Raw genomic sequence first — 17,591 nt, forward strand, 5'->3', positions numbered from 1 at the left:
AATTGATTGAAAATCCGACTGATAAAGATTTGGAAGAAGGAATGGCAAATGAGTCTAATTGTGTAGGATCTCCATCTTTGTATTTTGTAAGCAAACAAAGGTTCTGTGCCCGCAGATAAACCATTACCTGCTTCACGCGAAGGGTCCTGGATAGCTCTCGTGGAAATTTATATCCTACGCTTATAAGCCTCAGTCGTGCGAAACTTCCATCTACAAGAGCATTCTCTGAACTCAGCTCATTATTGAAGGATTGTAAGGCTCCGCCAGCACCGGTTGCAGACATGCGCTGATTGGATGAAATATCTCCCTCTTTTTTCCAGCGCTCCTCATAAAATGTATAAAGGTTGGTAAGGATATCCGGCCGGAAAGAGCCAGGCAGGCTTTGAAAAGGAGCCATTTTTGGATTCAACGCTTTCTGAATCATTCCATCTATAAAAACTTCAAATTCCCAACCCTTGAAACAGAACTTATTCTGCCAACCGCCAAATAACAGTGGATCCATGTCGGGGCCAGGTACGAGATCCTCCGGCTTACTGATTTTCCCATCTCCATTGATGTCTACAAATTCATGTTTGCCGGTTTCCGGATCCACTCCTTTACTCAATAACACCGGTTGCGATGACAATGAACTGTTCAGGCGGATTGTATTTTTGTACAGAGAATTTTCCAGGCCGGGAAAGCGCTGTACACGATTCCGGTGTGTAGTTGCCGATATCCTGGAACTAAAAGACCTGTTACCTTTCCTGGATGCTTTATTTATGCCTATTGAAAGTTCAAAGCCAGTATTGAGTACTTCTGCATTATGATTGATGATAGCCGGCGACTGCAATCCTGTAAATTTTGGGTATAAAGCGGAAATGAACTGATTGGTAGTTACGTTCCGATACCAGGTAGCATTCAGGAAAATGAAATTCCTGAACCACAGCTCGATGCCGATATCATTCTTGTAGGTCTTTTCCCAGGTAAGTGATGGATTTGCGTACTGACTGATAATTAGCGGAGTTTTATTGTTGTACCTGCTTCCGTCCGTTGCATACGCATAAGTGGTTTGATTTCTACCGTTTTCAACATAGTCGCTAAGTATGATACCTGAACTGAGATGCAACTTCCCGTAATCCAGAAACGGAAGTTTTCTGGCTATCCATTTAGATTTTGTAAATGGAATGGAGCCGCCCACTGCTCCCGAGAATCCGGACTGGTTTGCTGCATTGAACCTGCTCGATCCATTATATCTTATAGTAAAATTCAGGGAATACATGTTCTGCATCAGAATATTGAATGATCCGGATAAACCGGCATAATGGTATTTGCTTTTCCTGCCAGCGGTAATAATAGTAGTTGCAACTGTAGGATCTCCCAGATTCTCATTACTGGCATAACCTTCGTAGCTGTTGGTAGTCCAGCCATTGTATTCCTGCAACAGGGTAGATGCCAGCTGAATGAAGATGATGTTTTGTTTCCTGCTTGTATCATAGAAATTCAGTTCTTTTTCTAAAATCAGCGTGGTCTTATTCGTGAGGGATGATTCGCTTGATCCCGCAGTTGGTGTTGGATAATAACGTACAGGAAACCGTGTGACTTCATTCAGAATGTTTTTGTTCACTGTCAGTCTTGTCAAAAAAGAAAGCCCTCTCAGGATCTTTTGTTCATATTTGAGAGCACCCCGCACAACCAGCTTTCGCTCTATATAATCATCTTGAAGTTCTTCTATGATATTTAGTGTATTCAAGCCATTGTCTGAATGAATAAGTTTTCCGCTGTCGTCTGTTGGGAAAGGCGCATTGGGGGAAAGGAAAGAAAGTGGAATAGGATTATTGGCTGGCAGTTGGTTGATGCCATAGATCATAGAAAGGGAGGTCTGCAGCAATGATTTTTTGCTGAATATATGATTCACATTCGCCTGTAGTGTAACATTATGACTGCAACGATTCAGGGCAAGAACCGTTGTTTCCCTGTTGTAGCCTATGCCAATGTAGGCGCCGGACTTTTTACCAATACGGCTTTTTAGCGAGCCATAATATCTTTGTACCTGAGCTGTATTGCCCGTAAGAAACTTATACCAATCTGTATATCTGTCAGCAGGCCAGAATATGAGTTCTGATGCGTTGATTGAGTCTGCCTGTAAGCCGTCATTGAAAAGAGCCTCTCTTCTGGCGCCAAAATATTGCTGTGTATTCATAAGCCGGATCCTCGTGGCTGCTTCGGCGAAACCTGTAGATCCGTAAAAGGTAAAATTAATGGCGTCCCCAGGCCTTCCTTTTTTAGTGTGAATGCTGACTATATTATTTGATGCAAGACTCCCATATTTAGAAGTGGCATCCGCATTCACGAGGAACTCAATGTTTTCTATATCTGCAGGATTCAATGTTTCAAGAGGATTTGTATTCCCTATTCTTCCTGTGTTTCCTGATATATAACTGAGTCTGCGCGTAGTTGCTGTGGGACCATCCCAGATGGTGCTGTCTACAAGAAAAAGGATATTGCTCTCCGGAAGGTTTATGTACCCAGGTTCCAGTCCAATGTTTGTCTGACCACGTAACTTTAGTCTTGACGGGCTCCCTGAACCTCCATTTGTATTCATGATCAATACGCCTGGAACCTTATTCTGAACCTGAGTACTCCCGTTTTCCCGAATGCCCTGATACAATGTGCCCGGAGTAAAAGTTTGCCTGGATATTGAATTCCTGTTGCTCGCGTTTTTGGGAGCTGTTACTTCAACTGTTACCAGGCTTTCTTTCCATGCAGGTTTCATCACTACCTGGAATGTATCATTATTCCTTACATCGAACAATTGCGTTTCAAAATTCTTGTGTGTCAGTACAAGGCGCTTTCCCATTATACTATATCCGAAACGAAAGCGGCCATTCCTGTTCGAGCGGACAGAATTTTTCTGTGAGTAATAATCATAAACGATAACTCCACTCAAGGCCTGCCCTTTGGTGTTCACTACTGTTCCCTGATATGCAACAGCCTTTGTTTTTCGTTTGAATACGATGGCATTATTGGCAACAGAATAGCTGACTCCGAATGTATCAGCTATCTGATTTATAATGCGACCTACTGATAATTCGCTTGCCCTGAAATAAAATACCCTTTCTGCATCTATATCCAGATATGAAAAAACAAGCAGCCATTGGGTTTGATCTTTTATAGTTTTGGCCAGATCTGCGAGTCTGAACTTGTTATTCATCAGCAACACCGTCTTAATGGTATCTTTTGCCTGAAGATGCTGGCCAAATACTTCAGCCTGAGAAAGAAATAATAAAGAAGGTATCAAGAATTGCTTTCTTAAAATTTTCCTCATTTGAGATAATTTACAATTAAACCTCTATACAGTTTCCGGGTTAATCTACCTTTTCAGGACAGGAGGCCGGCCACCCCTGGCATACCGGCGTTGGAAATTATCAATAGGAGGTTTAATGGCAAATGCTGATCTTCTGAGGATATTATATTTTAAGAAGCTGAATCAGGATCAAGGTTTTCTGATAAATCTGATAGTGTCTCCGGATTTGAATTCTTTTCCCTTGGGTTGGTACTCGAAATAGCCCATTCTTTCAAGCCTGTCCAGGATAACCATTATGGATTCTTTCCTGGAATACGGGACTGAGTATTGAATATTTTTCCACTCTTCACTGAATTTTTCGTATGTAGCGGAAATACCATACAATCGCTTCAGCTCTTTCATAATTTCTGGAAGCGGCATTTTTGAATAGGAGAAAATGCCATCGATCCAGGCAACTCCTTTCCCCGGCTGAATCTGGGTAACCACTGGGATGCTGTCACGGTATACGAAGGCGCAAACTGGTGCTGTAAGCTTCGTCCTTTGTTTCCCATTTGAAATCCATATTTCCCCTTCATCGAGCGTTACTTTGATGACAGAGTCCTCTTTGTAAGCTGCAACATTGAACCGGGTGCCAATCACTTCTATATTCATGAAACCGGCACTGACGATCAGTGGCCGCTTACCTGTCCGTTTTGCTATGTCGAAATAGGCCTCCCCTGATAGCTGTATCCTATTCGAATCTCCGTTTAGCGACTCAGGGTAATAGATCTCTGATATGTTGTTCAACTTTATCTTTGAAGGATTATCTGACCATGAAATGTTCAGGGTTTCTCCAATTTGAGTACTGGCATTCAACATTGACTCAGGAAGCGATTCGGAACCTTTCCGAAAGAATACATAAGCAAGCAGTAAAATAGCCGGTAGTAAAACCGCAGCGGCAACATTTAACCATCGCTTGTTTCTGATGATACAATTGATTTTTGGAGCGAGATTGGCCTGATTTGGGGGCTTCTCTTCTTTTTTGACCAAAACATCATCTATCAATTCATATTTCATAGCATCCTCGTCAAGTCTTTTCAGCAGTTCATCCGCTGGAAGATGATGCTCATGAAGGTCCATAAGGAGCACAATATCAGGGATATCCATCTCCAGTTCTTTAACTGAGGCTGATCGTTCTTCCCATTGTTTCCACTGTTCTTCCTCTGCGGGAAGCAAGGGTTGTCCTTCCAGGATCTTGATCTGAATAAGGATCAGTTGATTTTTTTCGTTTTCCATTTAGCCTGTTTTGATTCCTGATAGTTATACCAGGATGTACTCGAATGTTATACTGTGTTTCAATTAAATTGATAAAAAACCAACCAGGTTAAACAAGGAAAGCCCCAAGGATGAATAAGAGTAACTCTTCCGTCAGTCTTGGGAATTTGATCTTCAGTTTTTTAATGGCAGTGGATTTTTGAGACTTGACACTTCCTTTAGTCGTACCTATGATTTCAGCGATCTCATCAAGGGTTTTACCTTCCAGGTAATATAACCTGAGTATTCGCCTGTCTGATTTGGTTACATGTAACAGTAACCATTCTATTGCTTCCCGCGCCGTTCTGACTCCGTTGAACAAAAGGAGCCTGGTATTTTGAGTATCTTCATAATTGTCTATATCAACTACATCAATCGGTAACTGCAGGCTCTTTTTGATATGATCCTTATAGCCATTGTTAACTGACTTAAAGAAATAGTTTCTTAGGTGCTCTTTGGACTCATATTCCCTGGCGCGAAGCCTGATTGCAAGAAGAGCTTTATAAACTATATCTTCCGCTATTTTTCTGGGTACTTGTTTTTTGATAAGGCTGAATATCTGCGATTCACTGAACTGGTCATGTAAATAAATCATATCCTCATTCAGCTGCCTGGCTTCCGGCGGATCGTTTTTATCGGGCATAAAGCATGGTTTTAGTTTTAATGTCCTACATTACTCATTCGTAATGGGTATCGCCTTGTTGCAATTGCGAAGGATCATTAGGATTGTGCTGCGTTCAGAAAAATAACTGCTGTGTATTTTTTTACGCCTAAAAAAAATGGAAATATATTATGGATATATTTCTTCGCATATCGTTAACCGATATACGAAGAAATCGTGAAGTCTTTACTCCTGCTCAGTTTGAAGAGTTATTTCAAAAAATAGTTTATTTTATGAAACTTCATATATAGATAACTGTTAGATCAGGGATTGACGTTGAAAAAGAATTCCTCTTCTAAAGAGCTGCTTTTATGGGGTATCTGTTTGCCATCGCTAGTAATTCTTACTTCCTTATTGATTTTTGTAAATAACTGGTCAATTGATATCCCTCTGATCTCAATGAATTTTAGTAAGGCCTCCGTATACAGGCTATTATTGCGTATCCCTCCTGAAGCTGCTTTCCCCGGCGCCGCTGCATACCCTATAAATACGCCTGCCGGCGTATCTACGTCTTTCAATCCTTTATTAGATTGAAAGGATCGCCATTTTTCAACAAAAGGATTGCTTCTGCAGGCATCCAGGATTATTATACCTGTTTTTGTCCTGGCAAATTTTATAACCCCTAACACGTCATTTAGCGCAACCGTTTCTTCCGGAATATTCTTATCGGATGTAGGAGCTGAGTTTTTCATGAAGAAATAATTCTCTCCATTATATTCAATACCATGTCCCGAGAAAAAGAATAGGAATGTATCGGATGGTTGTAGTTTCTTTTTTAAACTGTCCAGTTTCTGACGCACTGTTTTCACATCAGGGTCCAATAATAGCACTACGTTAAATCCCAGCTTGGTCAGTTTCTGGGTAAGATCATTAGCATCGTTCAGACAGTTTTTTAAAGGAGTAACTGCTTCGTAGTTGGAAACCCCGATCACAACAGCTATCTTCTCCGATGCCTGCCTTTGAACCTGTGCAAAAGCAGTTTGAATGGAAAGTATAAAATAGAGTACCTTTTTCATCGCATGAAAAATTTAGGTTGGTGTCAAAATTGTCACGTTCACTATTTTCTATACTAAAGAAAGGAGGCAAAGTAAACCTGGGGGCATTTCCATTTTTTTGGGATCATCCATAGCTTCAACATGTTCCTTTTACACTTCTTGCAATTATTTTAAGAACTGTCCTTTTACCTTTTTCAAGTGTCTTTATATTATCGTTCCGTCTGCCATACCCTTTTGAATCTTCTATATGTATTTCCTGATCGCATCGCTGCCATGATGCGAACAGTGGACTATTTGTGTTCTCTAATTTTACATACACACTTAAACCTTCTATTATGAAGAAGATTCTTTCCCTCCTGATCCTTGTATCAATCAGCCTCGTCATCCAAAGTGGTGCACCGGCTAATAAGGTTTTCCGTAATGAAGCTGATGGAAAAGTCCTGTTCACCTGGTATTATGATTCGGGCATGACGGATCCAACCGGCACCGTAAGTGGCGTGGCAGCGGAAATAAACCGCATGAGAAATTTATATCCCGATTACACCTGGAGCAATGTTCCAGGTATTGGACTGTTGCCTGTAGTATGGGGTTATTATTCACCTACCATCAGCGCGCAGATCTATAGTAATATGTGGTAATTATAGTTTAACTGGCATAAAACCGTGGGGTTCAATTATAACCCGGATTTTGATCCAGGTTGATATTCCGGGTTCTTTCTATATCCGGCACAGGAAGCAATAACTGGTGCATTGTAAAGCCCGGCTTCAGTGTTCTCATAACTTCTTCAGCCCTGGTCTCTCCGGGATTGTTGAATGCTGCTGTGCGTTTTAGATCGAACCAACGGTGTCCCCATTCTGCAAACAGCTCAACTCTTCGTTCCTGTTCGATGCGCTGCAACATCTGCTGCTGTGTAAGTCCTTCAGGTAACGAAGCGCAGCCCGCTCTTTGCCTGATCGTATTGACATCAGATGATGCAGATCCTGCTCCGTATAATTTGCCCAACTGTGCACGTGCCTCCGCGCGGATCAGCCAAAGCTCTGCATATCGCAATACCACATTGTATTCTTTTGCTGGAGTGGAACTGCGTGTTTTGTATTTGTTCGGATAATAGTAATTCTTAGCTCCAGTTACATATGTTCCCAACCATGATTTTCTACGTTGGTCTACGGTTTCAAAGCTGTTGTACAATCCTTCCCTGATCACCAGTTGAGGAGCTCCACTGCCAGCAGGAATAAAGAAAGTGGCTTCAGCGGAATTGTTCTGGTTCTTAATTGGCTGCAATTGAAAGATCACTTCCTTGCTATTGATCAAAAATACATTGTTCAGGCTTGTTTCCAACTGATAGGCACGGGAGCTCAATACTTTTGACGCATATTGTTCTGCCTGCTCCCAGTTTTTCTGATACAGGTAAACGCGCGCCAGTAAAGCTTTAGCTGCCCATTTGCTGGCGCGAATTCCAACTTGTAATGATTTGTCTGTTGTATTGATATTATCAGGCAAGAGGTTCTCCGCCACAGTAAGATCATCGATGATCAGTTTCCAGATCTCCTGCACTGGCTCCCGGCCCTTGCCCAGGTTGACCCTGTAATCCGTTACGGTGATGGCAGGCACAGCACCAAAAAAGTTGACCAGGTGGAAATAATGAAAGGCACGCAGGAATCTTGCCTCACCCTCCAGTCTTGCTTTCAATGTATCACTTAAGCGATTGTTGTTGACAATATTCTCCAGGATATTATTGCACTGGAAAATATAATCATAGGGCTTACTCCAGAATTTCTGTAATGTTTTATCGGATGGAAGCACATTGCTATTGAACCATGGCGCATCAACATCAGTTGGCGCGGCACCCGGCCGCTGCAGTTCATCACTGTACAGCCCTGAATGGCGGGTAGTATTGCCGTTAGCATAATCAATGGCATCCATCATATCCCGGTACGTATTTATCATAACCGCCGTGGCCGATTGATCACTGGCAAACACGTCTTCGCTGCTCAGGTCCCTGGAGCTCTTTCCTGTCTCTATCAGCTTGCTGCAGCCTGTTAAGAGTAATAGGAACATAACGGAAGTAAGGATCGTATTGGAAATATTATCTGGTTTCATGAGTTGTATGATTTAAAAGCCGATCTCCAGGCCGGCTAAAAAAGACCTGACTGATGGCATCGCTAAAGGTGATTGAATGGTTGGGTCACTACCGGAATAGCCAGTGATGGTTACAATGTTCTGCATGCGCAGATATAATTTCAAAGTGGACAGGGAGAACCGTTTAGACCAGTGCCTCGGTGCAGTCCAGCTAAAGCCCAGATAACGGATACGCAAATAAGATCCATCTACCAGCATTTTATTTGAGGCCATTAATTGTTCAGTAGGTTGGAGAAATGCCGGATCCTGCGATATTGACACCTTCTGATTGCCGGATACATCTCCAGGCAGTCTCCAGCGATCCACAAATGCCACTGATTGATTGGTCAGCCATTCCGGATTGCTATTACCTGGCTGGTAGAGGTATCCAAAATATTTCGGATTGATATTGTTCTGCACCTTTCCTTCTATCAGAAAACTCAGTTCAAATTGTCCATAAGTGAGTTTGTTGTTCCATCCTCCGTAAATAGCAGGATCTAAATTGCCGATACTTGTCATGTCTTCCGGTTTCGTGATATTAACGTCCCCGGCAATATTGATGAATTCGCTGAGACCAGTGGTGGGGTTCACTCCTTTGAAGAGAAAGGCCTGCTGCTCCGTCAATGATTTTCCGATCACTAAAGAGCGATTGTACAGAGATGTCTCCAGGTTGGCAAATTCCTTCAACCGGTTACGGGGAAGTGTAAGCGATAATTCAGAAGACCATTTGATACGCTTGAAAATTTTCCTGTACACATCCACCCATAACTCCAATCCGCTGTTCAGCACCTTTGCCGAATGATTGACCCCGCTGAGATGTGTATAACCCACCTGCGCAGGAATACTTACCCCCACCAATTGACGTGAAGTGATATTATGGTACCAGGCGAATGTCAGCGATACACCGGCATCCGTTTCAAGGTCGAGCGCGAACTCTCTTTTCAGGTTCTGTTCCCAGCCCAATGCCAGGTTGGCCAGGCTCACCGGATTAATGGCGATGATACCACCATAGGGTATGGCATCTGTCTGCAGTTTGTATTTGTCTTTATAACTTGCTCCACCCGCATTGTCGTTTCCAGTTGTGCCGATACTGGCGCGCAGTTTACCAAAGGTGATGAAAGGTGCATGGTCCTTCATCCAGGTGGTATTGCTGAAGATCCAGCCGGCGCCGATGGCGCCGAATGCAGCGAACCTGTTCTCCGGACTGAGATTACTGGAGCCATCGATCCGGCCGGTGATATTGAAAATGTATTTTTCCTGAAGGGTCAGCCTGAATCCTCCGTACAAAGCTGCATAACGGTAGACGTTTTCATTGCCATCCCGCTGCGTGGAAGTGGCAGCGCTAGGTTCTCCCATCAGGTTATCGCTGGGAAAGCCGCCGAGGTGGATACTATTCCAGTTGTCGTTCCTCGACTGATAGGTGGCCCCCAATGTGACGGTGATGGTTTTGATCGAACGGCTTGAATCGATATACTGCAACTGCGGATCCGCGTAAGTGCTCATATAAGTGGAACTGGCAGTTTCAACGGTGCCGGTCATGCCGGACTTCGGATGATATGCCTGGATAGGGTAGAAACTGTTCTCATTCAGTTGAATATTGTTCAGCCCCAGCCTGATCTTGAGGAAGAACCTTTTTGCCAGTGCATATTCGGAATACAGACTGGCATGAATGGTGAATGTCTTTGCTTCATTCCAGTTCAGCAACTGGGCGCGGATATTGGTAAACTCCAGTCCGTTCTCTTCATATACATACTTGCCCTGTGCATCTGTGACGGCAGGCGCATTGGGCGCGAGCCTGATCAGAGAAACCATCGGATCGATGGCGGGTTGCTGGTTTTGGGAATGGCTTGCCAGGAAAGAGAATTGCGTGCTGGACTTCTTCCCCGGACTGTAAAATGCATTTACATGGAAGGTGCCCATTTTGTTCGACAGTTTCAGAGGTAGCACTGAACTCTCCTCCTGGAAGCCTGCGCCGCAATAGACGCTGAACTGTTTACCGATGCCGCCACTGGCGGAGAAATAGTACTGTTGTGTTCTGGCGGTATTCCCGATCATATAATCTGCCCAGTTGGTGTTCCTGTCCAAAGGCCAGAGAAAAAGATCCGGCGCCGTGCTGGCGTCCACTGGCAATCCACCGTTGATGATGGCATCCCGTCTCATGGCCGCATACTGTTCAGTATTCATCAGCCTGGGGCGGAAGGCGCTGAAAGCGAGTCCACGCATTGCTTTGATATTGTATCTGAGGGCGCCGCCAACATCTCCTTTTTTCGTCCAGATGCTGATCACACCATGTGCGCCACGCGTACCATAAATAGCGGTGGCGTCTGCATCCTTGTAAATTTCTATTTTTTCAATATCTGCGGGGTTGATGCAGTTGAGGTTGCCAAGGCCATTCTGCTGTCCGAAGATCTCCGGATCACCCAGCATGGACCTGAGCCTGTTGAGGGGTTGATTGGCAGTGGGCCAGATCACGCCATTCACCAGAATGAGCGGATTGTTTGCAGGAAGATTGGCAAACCCGGCAAGCAACCCGATGGATTGCTGTCCGCGGATCAGGATCTTGACCGTACTGCCCGGCGCACCACTGGCGTCAGTGATGAGTAATCCCGGTGTTTTTCCCTGTAGGCCACTGAAGAGGTTGTTGTTGTACCCGGTTGGCAGGCCTCTTCCTTCAATACTTGCAACGGCGCCCACGCTGTTTGTGCGGGTGGTGGCAATTCCTGGCACGATCACTTCCGTCATTTGATTGGCAGCTCTTTTCATGATCACGCTCAGGGGCATGTATTTTTCCGGGCTGACCTCTTTGGTTTGATAACCGGGCTTGCTGAATTCAAGCTGATTATGTTTGGGATCGTACAGGTATTTGAAACTTCCGTCGGAGCCAGATATACCGGGTGACCCTGAAGCATCGAGCACCCTGATGCTGACTGCTGAAATAGGATTTTGCTCTTCATCAAACACCCAGCCGGTCTGCTCGGGAACGCCGGGTGCTTCTGTGGCGTCTTTCTTTACGAATACGATATAACTGTCCTCGAATTTTACGGAAACATTGAAGTGAACAGCGATGAGATGCACCAGTACATTAACGCTAAGGCTTGAATTGGGAAGGATGATAGTGGCTTCCGTGTGTATGTTCTCATGGTTGAAATTGAAACTGAAGCCGGATTGCTTTTCAATGGAAAGCAGCAGTTTCCTTACTTTAGGATGGGGATCAATAAAGTAAATGACCTTCGATGTGTCCCGTTTCAATTCCTGGCTGCTGCCTGCTGTGCATAAAAACACAAGCAGGGCAGCCAGCATGGTTGGTTTGAATGAAAGGATGATCATTGTAATTAGTTTTGGCTTTTTACAATAAGGGTAATAATCACAGTTTCTGTCCTGGCCACGATAGAAGATTACAGAGAGCAGGACCTGTTGGATACTAGGTCATGCACTGCAATCAAACCAGACCCCGGCCGGGATGCAGTTCAATAATAGAAGGTGTTTTGCCGGGCACCCCACGATGCTGCCGGCTGATTGAATAGGACAAATGAAGGTTCAATGGATAATGTAACTTCCAAAAGGATAAGCCACCGGCACAAGGTTTGAATGCCGGGGGATAAAATGAACTTGAGGTTCGTTCCAGGATATTGGATTTGGTCAGGGTATTGACCTGCTACTGTGTGGAGTAGTGTCAGAGTCCTTAACCAGCCTCTTGGATAAAGTTGAAAGTGAAGTGCGTATATCGAAAAGAATAAGGTCCGTTATTTTTTGCGGATGATGATCACATCTCCTTTTTTCACAGGTGAATTCGGAATGTCGAATGTTATGTTATTGGTGCTTTCGATCATGTGCAGGATCCTGGTGATCGGTTCTTTCCTGCTGAAATTCGCCAGTGTGTACAGGTCGTTGTTCACGCCGCTTGAAAATTCCATTTTTACTTCATAGTAGCGCGATAGTTGCGCTGCTATTTCAGTGATGTAAGCCTGCTTGAAAGAAAAGGAATCCCTTTTCCACGCCACTGCATCCTCCGGTCTTGCAACCGGGAGCACGGTCAGCGCTGATGCATTCAGTACGGATTGCTGCCTGCTCTGCAGTAGCTGTTTTTTATTCAATGCTTCCACCAGTACAGATCCACCGAGCACGGTGGTTCTGATCACTGTATCATCCTGATAGGCAGATACATTGAACTCGGTTCCCAGCACCTGTATTTTCTGACCTTTTGAGGATACGATAAACGGTTGCCCCGCAACAGGCCTGACTTCAAAATATGCTTCTCCGTTGAGCTCCACTTCCCGGGTTCCATCGAACCTGGATGGGAAGCTGATAGTGGAAGAAGCATTGACCCAGTATTTGGATCCGTCCGGCAAAACGCCCGACTTTATTTCTTTACTCCTTGTTTGAACGATCTCTCTTTTCACCATCTCCTGTACCTGCTCTTTCTGGAGGTAAGTCCTGATGGTGATGATGCCGAGGTAGATGGCGCACAATACAGCGGCGGCCAGGGCCAGATGACCGGGGCGCAGGCTGATTTTTTTGTAAGGAACAGTTTCTTCTGAAACTTTTGTTTCAGGCTCTGTGTTTTTATAGGCTGCAGCTGCTTTTTCCTTTTCCCGCTGTGCGAGCTTTTCCGCAAACTGTGCAGCTGTCATCCGGTTCTTTAATACAAAAAGAACCGCTTCCATTTTCTCAGGGCTCATTTCCACTTTCTCCGGCATACCGGTCTTTTGCAACCATTTCTCCATCAGATCCTGCTCTTCCGGCTGTAAGGCTACACCTTCATGTATTTTGAAGCGGACATTCAAGAATTGGAGATGTTCATTTCCCATGGAGTTTATTCCCTTTATATGTAAAGAGTGAAAATCTTTCATTTTCTTATACAGCTTTTCTGTTTTTTTCTAAAAAAAGTGCTGGTCCCTATGACTGAATAAGCGCTATCAGTAAGATGGACAGCCCTTTAGGGAGGTTCTTATTGTTATCGCGGAGTTTCTTCAGGGCCCTGGACTTCTCCGCGGCTACACCGTTCTCTGACCTGTTCAGTTCTTCCGCGATATCTTTTACAGATTTGCCTTCCAGGAAAGACATCTTTATGATCTTTTTCTCAGAAGGAGTGAGCAATGAAAGTACCTGTTCCACCCAGTCCTCTATCTGGAGGCTTTCGTGCAGGAAGATTTCTATTTCTGTGTAGGTGGGAGGCTGTGCTGCTACATCGTTCAGATAATTATCCCTGATCTTTCTTTCAGTAAACGCCCGGAAGCAGCCGTTACGGACTGTAATGAACAGGTAACTCCTGATATCTTTGACAGCGGCTAAATGGGGGCGTGCTTTTTGTACTTTCAGAAATGAATCAATGACTATGTCTTCAGCCAGCGCTTCATCTTTAAGTGTAGTATAGGCATAAGCCATCATCGGATTATAATACCGTTTAAACAGGTCTTCCAAAAACCTATCAGGGCCTGGCTCTCCGGACGAGAGCGGGTTCTGTTGCATCGGATTATATGTTTTAATGTCAGCGCGGGATTGAATCTGACCGCAGTTACCGGACTAATTACGGTTTCCCGTAATACTCCAGGGCTTTGGTACCCGCAGAATCTGGTTTATATTATAACGGGATCAGCCCCGTTTCGCCCTAATAATCCGGGAGCTTTTTTGAAAGTTTATTTTATAAAAAGATGGGAATTAACGGTAAGTAATAACCGAAAATGAAGAAATGATCGGTTTTTGTTTTTTGGAAAGCATACATTGAATGTTGAATCAATTGATTATGAGGCAGGTCTTGTCATTCAGCGGGTATGTATCACTGGTGATCCAGACAGTATCGCCTTTCTGGAATTCCGTTTTCCTGGGGTGGAACCTGAACCGTCCGGACTTTTCCATTCTTTTCAACAGCCGGGCCAATGGGAGATCCTTCGATACGTCCAGCGTATGCCTGTAACTGCTGTCCGCCTTATTAAAATTCCGGAAAACGATGGTAACCCTGTACCAGTGTTCTAACGATGGTTTTATTTCAGCAAAGCTGCGGAGGAAAAAGATAAACCGTTCTTGGTTATTATTAACTGTTTCATTTGCCGGTTGAAATAAACGCGCAGGAGATTTATTGACGGTGACCAGTGACTGCTGATTGGGAGTGGTTAGCCTGTGATCGCGTCTGGTGCCCGGCTGCAGGGCGCCTGCACCATGAGAGCCCTCAGGTTTCAGCACCAGGAACACCCCGGCGATCATTACCAGGGTGGTGATGGAAATAGCAATACGGAATGGCTTTCTCAACCAAAAACTGGTTGGCTGATCGGCACATATGTTTGGTAGCTCAGCAGCGCATGGAGGGGTGACTTCCTGGCCCGGCAGTTGGTGGATGGCAAGTTCCAGGCTGGCACGCTGTTTCACCTGTTCAAAAAAGTCACGGAAGCACGAAGTGCTTTCCATGTACTTCAGCGTGGCAGCCACCTCGTTGAGCTCCAGCGTTGGAGCCATCAACTCTCCGTATTTTAATTTCCATTCCTCCCAAAGGGCCTGTTCTTCAGGAAGAAGGATCTGGTTCTCAAGTACTTTGGAACGTATCAGCTTATAAGCTTCAAAATTATTGTCCATATAGCACAGTTTGATTCCCTTTTTTTACACTGGAAAACGGAAAAATTGTAATACGGTTTTCCAGAAATTATGAAGGAAATGGTCAGTTGATTAGAATGAATAATACCATTACGGAAGCGATCTCACGCCATGCTTTGAGGAATTCAGGATATTGTTTCCGGATCTTCTGCACAGCCGTGTATTTCTGGGCCTTGATCCCGTCTTCGCCGCGGTTCATGCGCGCTGCGATCTCGCGGTTGGACAGGTTTTCAATGTATTTCAGGTGCAGTATCATCCGCTCGGCAGGCGCCAGGATCTTAGCGAGCTTTTCAAGCATCCCTTTATAACTGAGCTGGAGTTCAAAGGCTTCAATCCTGGTGTACACTTCCGGGGGACTGGCGATCTCCAGTTTTGGATCCAGCACTTCGGTTAAAGTACTCTTGAAATAATCATTGCAGGTGTTCCTGAGTGTTACAAACAGATATCCTTCTGCATTTGCCGTGGATGAAAAGGTGGGGTTCTTGAATACTACCTTGCTGAAGGCACTGGCAACAAGCTCTGCGGCAAGCTCTTTGTTGTGGACCCGCTTCAATGCATAGAGGAAACAACGTTCACGGCAGTTCATATGCAGATAAAGGATATAGTACCGGAGGTCCCTGGTTTCCATAGGGCCATCAATTTCGCTCATAAAAGAGAAGATTTTAAATGTCGGTTAGTTAAGGTTTACAAAACAGTTCTGAACTTACCATCGCACTTTGGAAACGACACGAAAAACAATTTTCTACCTATATAACAGGTTATTTTCTTTTTGTCCCTGCCTGAAACGGACATTTCCGGAAAGTTTATTTTTTAAGAAAAACTGAATATCTCGTTAATGAATATGCGAAAAATGATGGAATATGCTGTGGTGTTGCATTTCAGTGGGTTTGTCATTGCCGTGAAATCACCGGTTACGGGAAACCGGGAAAAAGTAAATTTTTATTTACCTTACTTTTTGTGTCTGGATTCGTTCAAGTTGTTTAGCCTGTAGTACCTGGCAGGGAGAAAGGAACCGGTAAATAATTCAGTACAGTGTGGCAGCAGCGATTTTGTTATATTTATAATAACCAAAACAACTGATATGAAGGCCATTGTACTCCTTTGCTGCTTTTTCATTGGTAGGCAGGTCCTGTTTGCCCAACAGGGCAATCCCAATTATAACAAAGCGCTTGCCGACTCCCTTGGCGCCGACAAATACGGAATGAAGATGTATGTGTTCGTGATACTCAAAACGGGTTCAAACACCAATACCGATAAGACTAAACTGGATGGTCTCTTCCGTGGTCATATGGAAAATATCACCAAACTGGCCAGTTCCGGCAAGCTGGTAGTAGCCGGCCCATTCAAAAAAAATGATAGATCGTTCAGGGGCATTTTCATCCTCAATGTAAAAACTACTGCTGAAGCGCTGGAGCTATTGGATAAGGACCCTGCCATCAAAGAGAAAGTACTGGAGGCGGAAATTCTCGAATGGTATGGCTCGGCGGCTTTGCCGATGTATTTGCCTTTTCACGATAAAGTTGGAGAACAGAAGCCTTGATTTTCTCCCTGTTGCAGCCACCCTCCCTTATTTTTGATAAATTGCTTACTCACCCATTCACCAGCTCAGCACCGCGTGAAAAAGGCCCAACCTTCTTTGCTGCCTCCATCCGTTCAGGGATCCATCAACCTTGAACAGGAGCGTAAGATCCTGCTCGACCTCGGCAATGATATCACCCAGGTCCGTGATAAGAACGATCTCATTGTCCTCTTTTCCAAACGGATCAAAAGCCTTTTTTACTTCACACATACCATCGTTACCCTTATTGAGGCCCATGATGAGACTTACACCCCATTTCTCCTGGATCACAAAGCTTCGGCTATCCGTACCCACGACCGCTATGATGAAATGGTGCACGCTCATTTTACATTGAATGAACCTTTTATTCAGGCTGTATTGGAAGCCGATGGGCCTGTGTCTTTCATGCTGGAGGATGTGATGGACCTGCCTAACAGTCCGCCCAAAAATCAATCGGCGGGTTGTTCGTGATCAGGGCCAATGATTACGACGAAGCAGTTGAAATTGCCAGTAAATGCCCGATCATTCAGTATGGCGCAATTGTGGAAGTACGTATGGCTATTCCTGCTGCATAAGCTGCGGGAATTGGTGATGATGTGGCTGCTCCGGTACCTCGGGGCAGTCTTTTTGATGGTTATTCTGAAGGTGGAGTTATTTTTTTACCCGGTAAATACTTTTTAAGATCGGATGGAAGTAAAGTGCCTAAAAAGCCACCCAGCATTGAGATAGCAGCTATTTCATATTTGAAGTAGAAAAGAGTGGCTGCCATGCCTCCAAAAATTATACGAAAGAAAATCAGATTCCATAATCTGAAGCGGGCAAGCTTCATTTTATTCTCCTCTTTTCGTTTCTCCATCTCCATTTCGTGGCGGACCTGATCTTCTTTAAGGTCGAAAAGTCTATCCGGATATTTCGGATTTACTTTTTGCAATTCCTTTAGTTGTTCAGCAAATTTGGAGTCAGAATGATTATTGTCTTCAGGGATAGAAACTTTCATTTACAGCGTACATTTTACACTTGAATTGAATCCAGATTTATTGCACTTGCATTATCTGGTTGCCCCCGTTATAGCCTCCGATTGCTCTTTAAATAATTTTG

15 protein-coding genes are annotated in these 17,591 nt (G+C 44.3%); 4 read left to right on the forward strand and 11 right to left on the reverse strand.

Annotated elements, in window-relative coordinates; all coding sequences use genetic code 11:
- The 4 genes from ACTHMC_RS24120 to ACTHMC_RS24135 all read right to left on the reverse strand — a co-directional run.
- A partial coding sequence (locus ACTHMC_RS24120) for a SusC/RagA family TonB-linked outer membrane protein (protein WP_440417152.1) occupies positions 1-3,304 on the reverse strand: 3,304 nt, incomplete at its 3' end.
- Positions 3,305-3,472: 168 nt separating this feature from the next.
- Positions 3,473-4,558, reverse strand: a complete 1,086-nt coding sequence (locus ACTHMC_RS24125; RefSeq protein ID WP_440417153.1) for a FecR family protein — start codon at positions 4,556-4,558, stop codon at positions 3,473-3,475.
- 88 nt (positions 4,559-4,646) lie between these two features.
- A complete protein-coding gene (locus ACTHMC_RS24130; RefSeq protein ID WP_440417154.1) occupies positions 4,647-5,219 on the reverse strand; it encodes a sigma-70 family RNA polymerase sigma factor in 573 nt (190 codons plus the stop codon).
- Between the two features lie 281 nt (positions 5,220-5,500).
- Entirely contained in the window at positions 5,501-6,253 is a 753-nt protein-coding gene (locus ACTHMC_RS24135) for a caspase family protein (protein ID WP_440417156.1), read from the reverse strand.
- A 314-nt stretch (positions 6,254-6,567) separates the two neighbouring features.
- Between ACTHMC_RS24135 and ACTHMC_RS24140 the strand changes: the two genes are divergently transcribed.
- Entirely contained in the window at positions 6,568-6,870 is a 303-nt protein-coding gene (locus tag ACTHMC_RS24140) for a hypothetical protein (RefSeq protein WP_440417157.1), read from the forward strand.
- A 31-nt stretch (positions 6,871-6,901) separates the two neighbouring features.
- Here the strand turns inward: ACTHMC_RS24140 and ACTHMC_RS24145 are convergent, their stop codons facing one another.
- From ACTHMC_RS24145 to ACTHMC_RS24170, 6 genes are all read right to left on the reverse strand, one after another.
- Complete coding sequence (locus tag ACTHMC_RS24145) at positions 6,902-8,332, reverse strand: RagB/SusD family nutrient uptake outer membrane protein (RefSeq protein WP_440417159.1); 1,431 nt, start codon at positions 8,330-8,332, stop codon at positions 6,902-6,904.
- A gap of 12 nt (positions 8,333-8,344) precedes the next feature.
- The gene (locus tag ACTHMC_RS24150; RefSeq protein ID WP_440417161.1) at positions 8,345-11,677 is read right to left on the reverse strand and encodes a SusC/RagA family TonB-linked outer membrane protein; all 3,333 of its coding nucleotides are present in this window, start codon (positions 11,675-11,677) and stop codon (positions 8,345-8,347) included.
- 416 nt (positions 11,678-12,093) lie between these two features.
- Positions 12,094-13,134, reverse strand: coding sequence for a FecR family protein (locus ACTHMC_RS24155; RefSeq protein ID WP_440417162.1), 1,041 nt, complete (start codon positions 13,132-13,134; stop codon positions 12,094-12,096).
- 112 nt (positions 13,135-13,246) lie between these two features.
- Positions 13,247-13,819 carry an RNA polymerase sigma factor gene (locus ACTHMC_RS24160; RefSeq protein WP_440417163.1) on the reverse strand — a complete coding sequence of 191 codons (573 nt, stop codon included), beginning with the start codon at positions 13,817-13,819 and terminating at the stop codon, positions 13,247-13,249.
- 264 nt (positions 13,820-14,083) lie between these two features.
- Positions 14,084-14,917 (reverse strand): DUF4974 domain-containing protein, encoded by an 834-nt coding sequence (locus ACTHMC_RS24165; protein ID WP_440417164.1) that lies wholly within the window; start codon positions 14,915-14,917, stop codon positions 14,084-14,086.
- A gap of 82 nt (positions 14,918-14,999) precedes the next feature.
- Complete coding sequence (locus ACTHMC_RS24170) at positions 15,000-15,584, reverse strand: RNA polymerase sigma factor (protein WP_440417165.1); 585 nt, start codon at positions 15,582-15,584, stop codon at positions 15,000-15,002.
- Between the two features lie 432 nt (positions 15,585-16,016).
- Here ACTHMC_RS24170 and ACTHMC_RS24175 point away from each other — a divergent pair, with 432 nt between their 5' ends.
- From ACTHMC_RS24175 to ACTHMC_RS24185, 3 genes are all read left to right on the forward strand, one after another.
- Entirely contained in the window at positions 16,017-16,475 is a 459-nt protein-coding gene (locus ACTHMC_RS24175; RefSeq protein WP_440417166.1) for a YciI family protein, read from the forward strand.
- Between the two features lie 75 nt (positions 16,476-16,550).
- Positions 16,551-16,964, forward strand: a complete 414-nt coding sequence (locus tag ACTHMC_RS24180) for a hypothetical protein (protein ID WP_440417167.1) — start codon at positions 16,551-16,553, stop codon at positions 16,962-16,964.
- On the forward strand, positions 16,961-17,068 hold the full coding sequence (locus tag ACTHMC_RS24185; protein WP_440417250.1) for a hypothetical protein: 108 nt from the start codon (positions 16,961-16,963) through the stop codon (positions 17,066-17,068). The genes ACTHMC_RS24180 and ACTHMC_RS24185 overlap by 4 nt, the downstream gene beginning before the upstream one ends.
- 59 nt (positions 17,069-17,127) lie before the next feature.
- Here ACTHMC_RS24185 and ACTHMC_RS24190 read toward each other — a convergent pair whose 3' ends face one another.
- A complete protein-coding gene (locus ACTHMC_RS24190; RefSeq protein WP_440417168.1) occupies positions 17,128-17,490 on the reverse strand; it encodes a hypothetical protein in 363 nt (120 codons plus the stop codon).
- Positions 17,491-17,591: the final 101 nt, after the last annotated feature.

The sequence above is a fragment of the Pseudobacter sp. genome, assembly GCF_051955275.1.
Classification (GTDB): Bacteria; Bacteroidota; Bacteroidia; order Chitinophagales; family Chitinophagaceae; genus Pseudobacter.

Excerpts from the sequence above, each read along its gene's own strand:
- ACTHMC_RS24125 (WP_440417153.1), bottom strand. The coding sequence starts at position 4,558 with ATGGAAAACGAAAAAAATCAACTGATCCTTATTCAGATCAAGATCCTG.
- ACTHMC_RS24130 (WP_440417154.1), bottom strand. The coding sequence starts at position 5,219 with ATGCCCGATAAAAACGATCCGCCGGAAGCCAGGCAGCTGAATGAGGAT.
- ACTHMC_RS24135 (WP_440417156.1), bottom strand. The coding sequence starts at position 6,253 with ATGAAAAAGGTACTCTATTTTATACTTTCCATTCAAACTGCTTTTGCA.
- ACTHMC_RS24140 (WP_440417157.1), top strand. The coding sequence starts at position 6,568 with ATGAAGAAGATTCTTTCCCTCCTGATCCTTGTATCAATCAGCCTCGTC.
- ACTHMC_RS24145 (WP_440417159.1), bottom strand. The coding sequence starts at position 8,332 with ATGAAACCAGATAATATTTCCAATACGATCCTTACTTCCGTTATGTTC.
- ACTHMC_RS24150 (WP_440417161.1), bottom strand. The coding sequence starts at position 11,677 with ATGATCATCCTTTCATTCAAACCAACCATGCTGGCTGCCCTGCTTGTG.
- ACTHMC_RS24160 (WP_440417163.1), bottom strand. The coding sequence starts at position 13,819 with ATGCAACAGAACCCGCTCTCGTCCGGAGAGCCAGGCCCTGATAGGTTT.
- ACTHMC_RS24165 (WP_440417164.1), bottom strand. The coding sequence starts at position 14,917 with ATGGACAATAATTTTGAAGCTTATAAGCTGATACGTTCCAAAGTACTT.
- ACTHMC_RS24170 (WP_440417165.1), bottom strand. The coding sequence starts at position 15,584 with ATGAGCGAAATTGATGGCCCTATGGAAACCAGGGACCTCCGGTACTAT.
- ACTHMC_RS24175 (WP_440417166.1), top strand. The coding sequence starts at position 16,017 with ATGAAGGCCATTGTACTCCTTTGCTGCTTTTTCATTGGTAGGCAGGTC.
- ACTHMC_RS24190 (WP_440417168.1), bottom strand. The coding sequence starts at position 17,490 with ATGAAAGTTTCTATCCCTGAAGACAATAATCATTCTGACTCCAAATTT.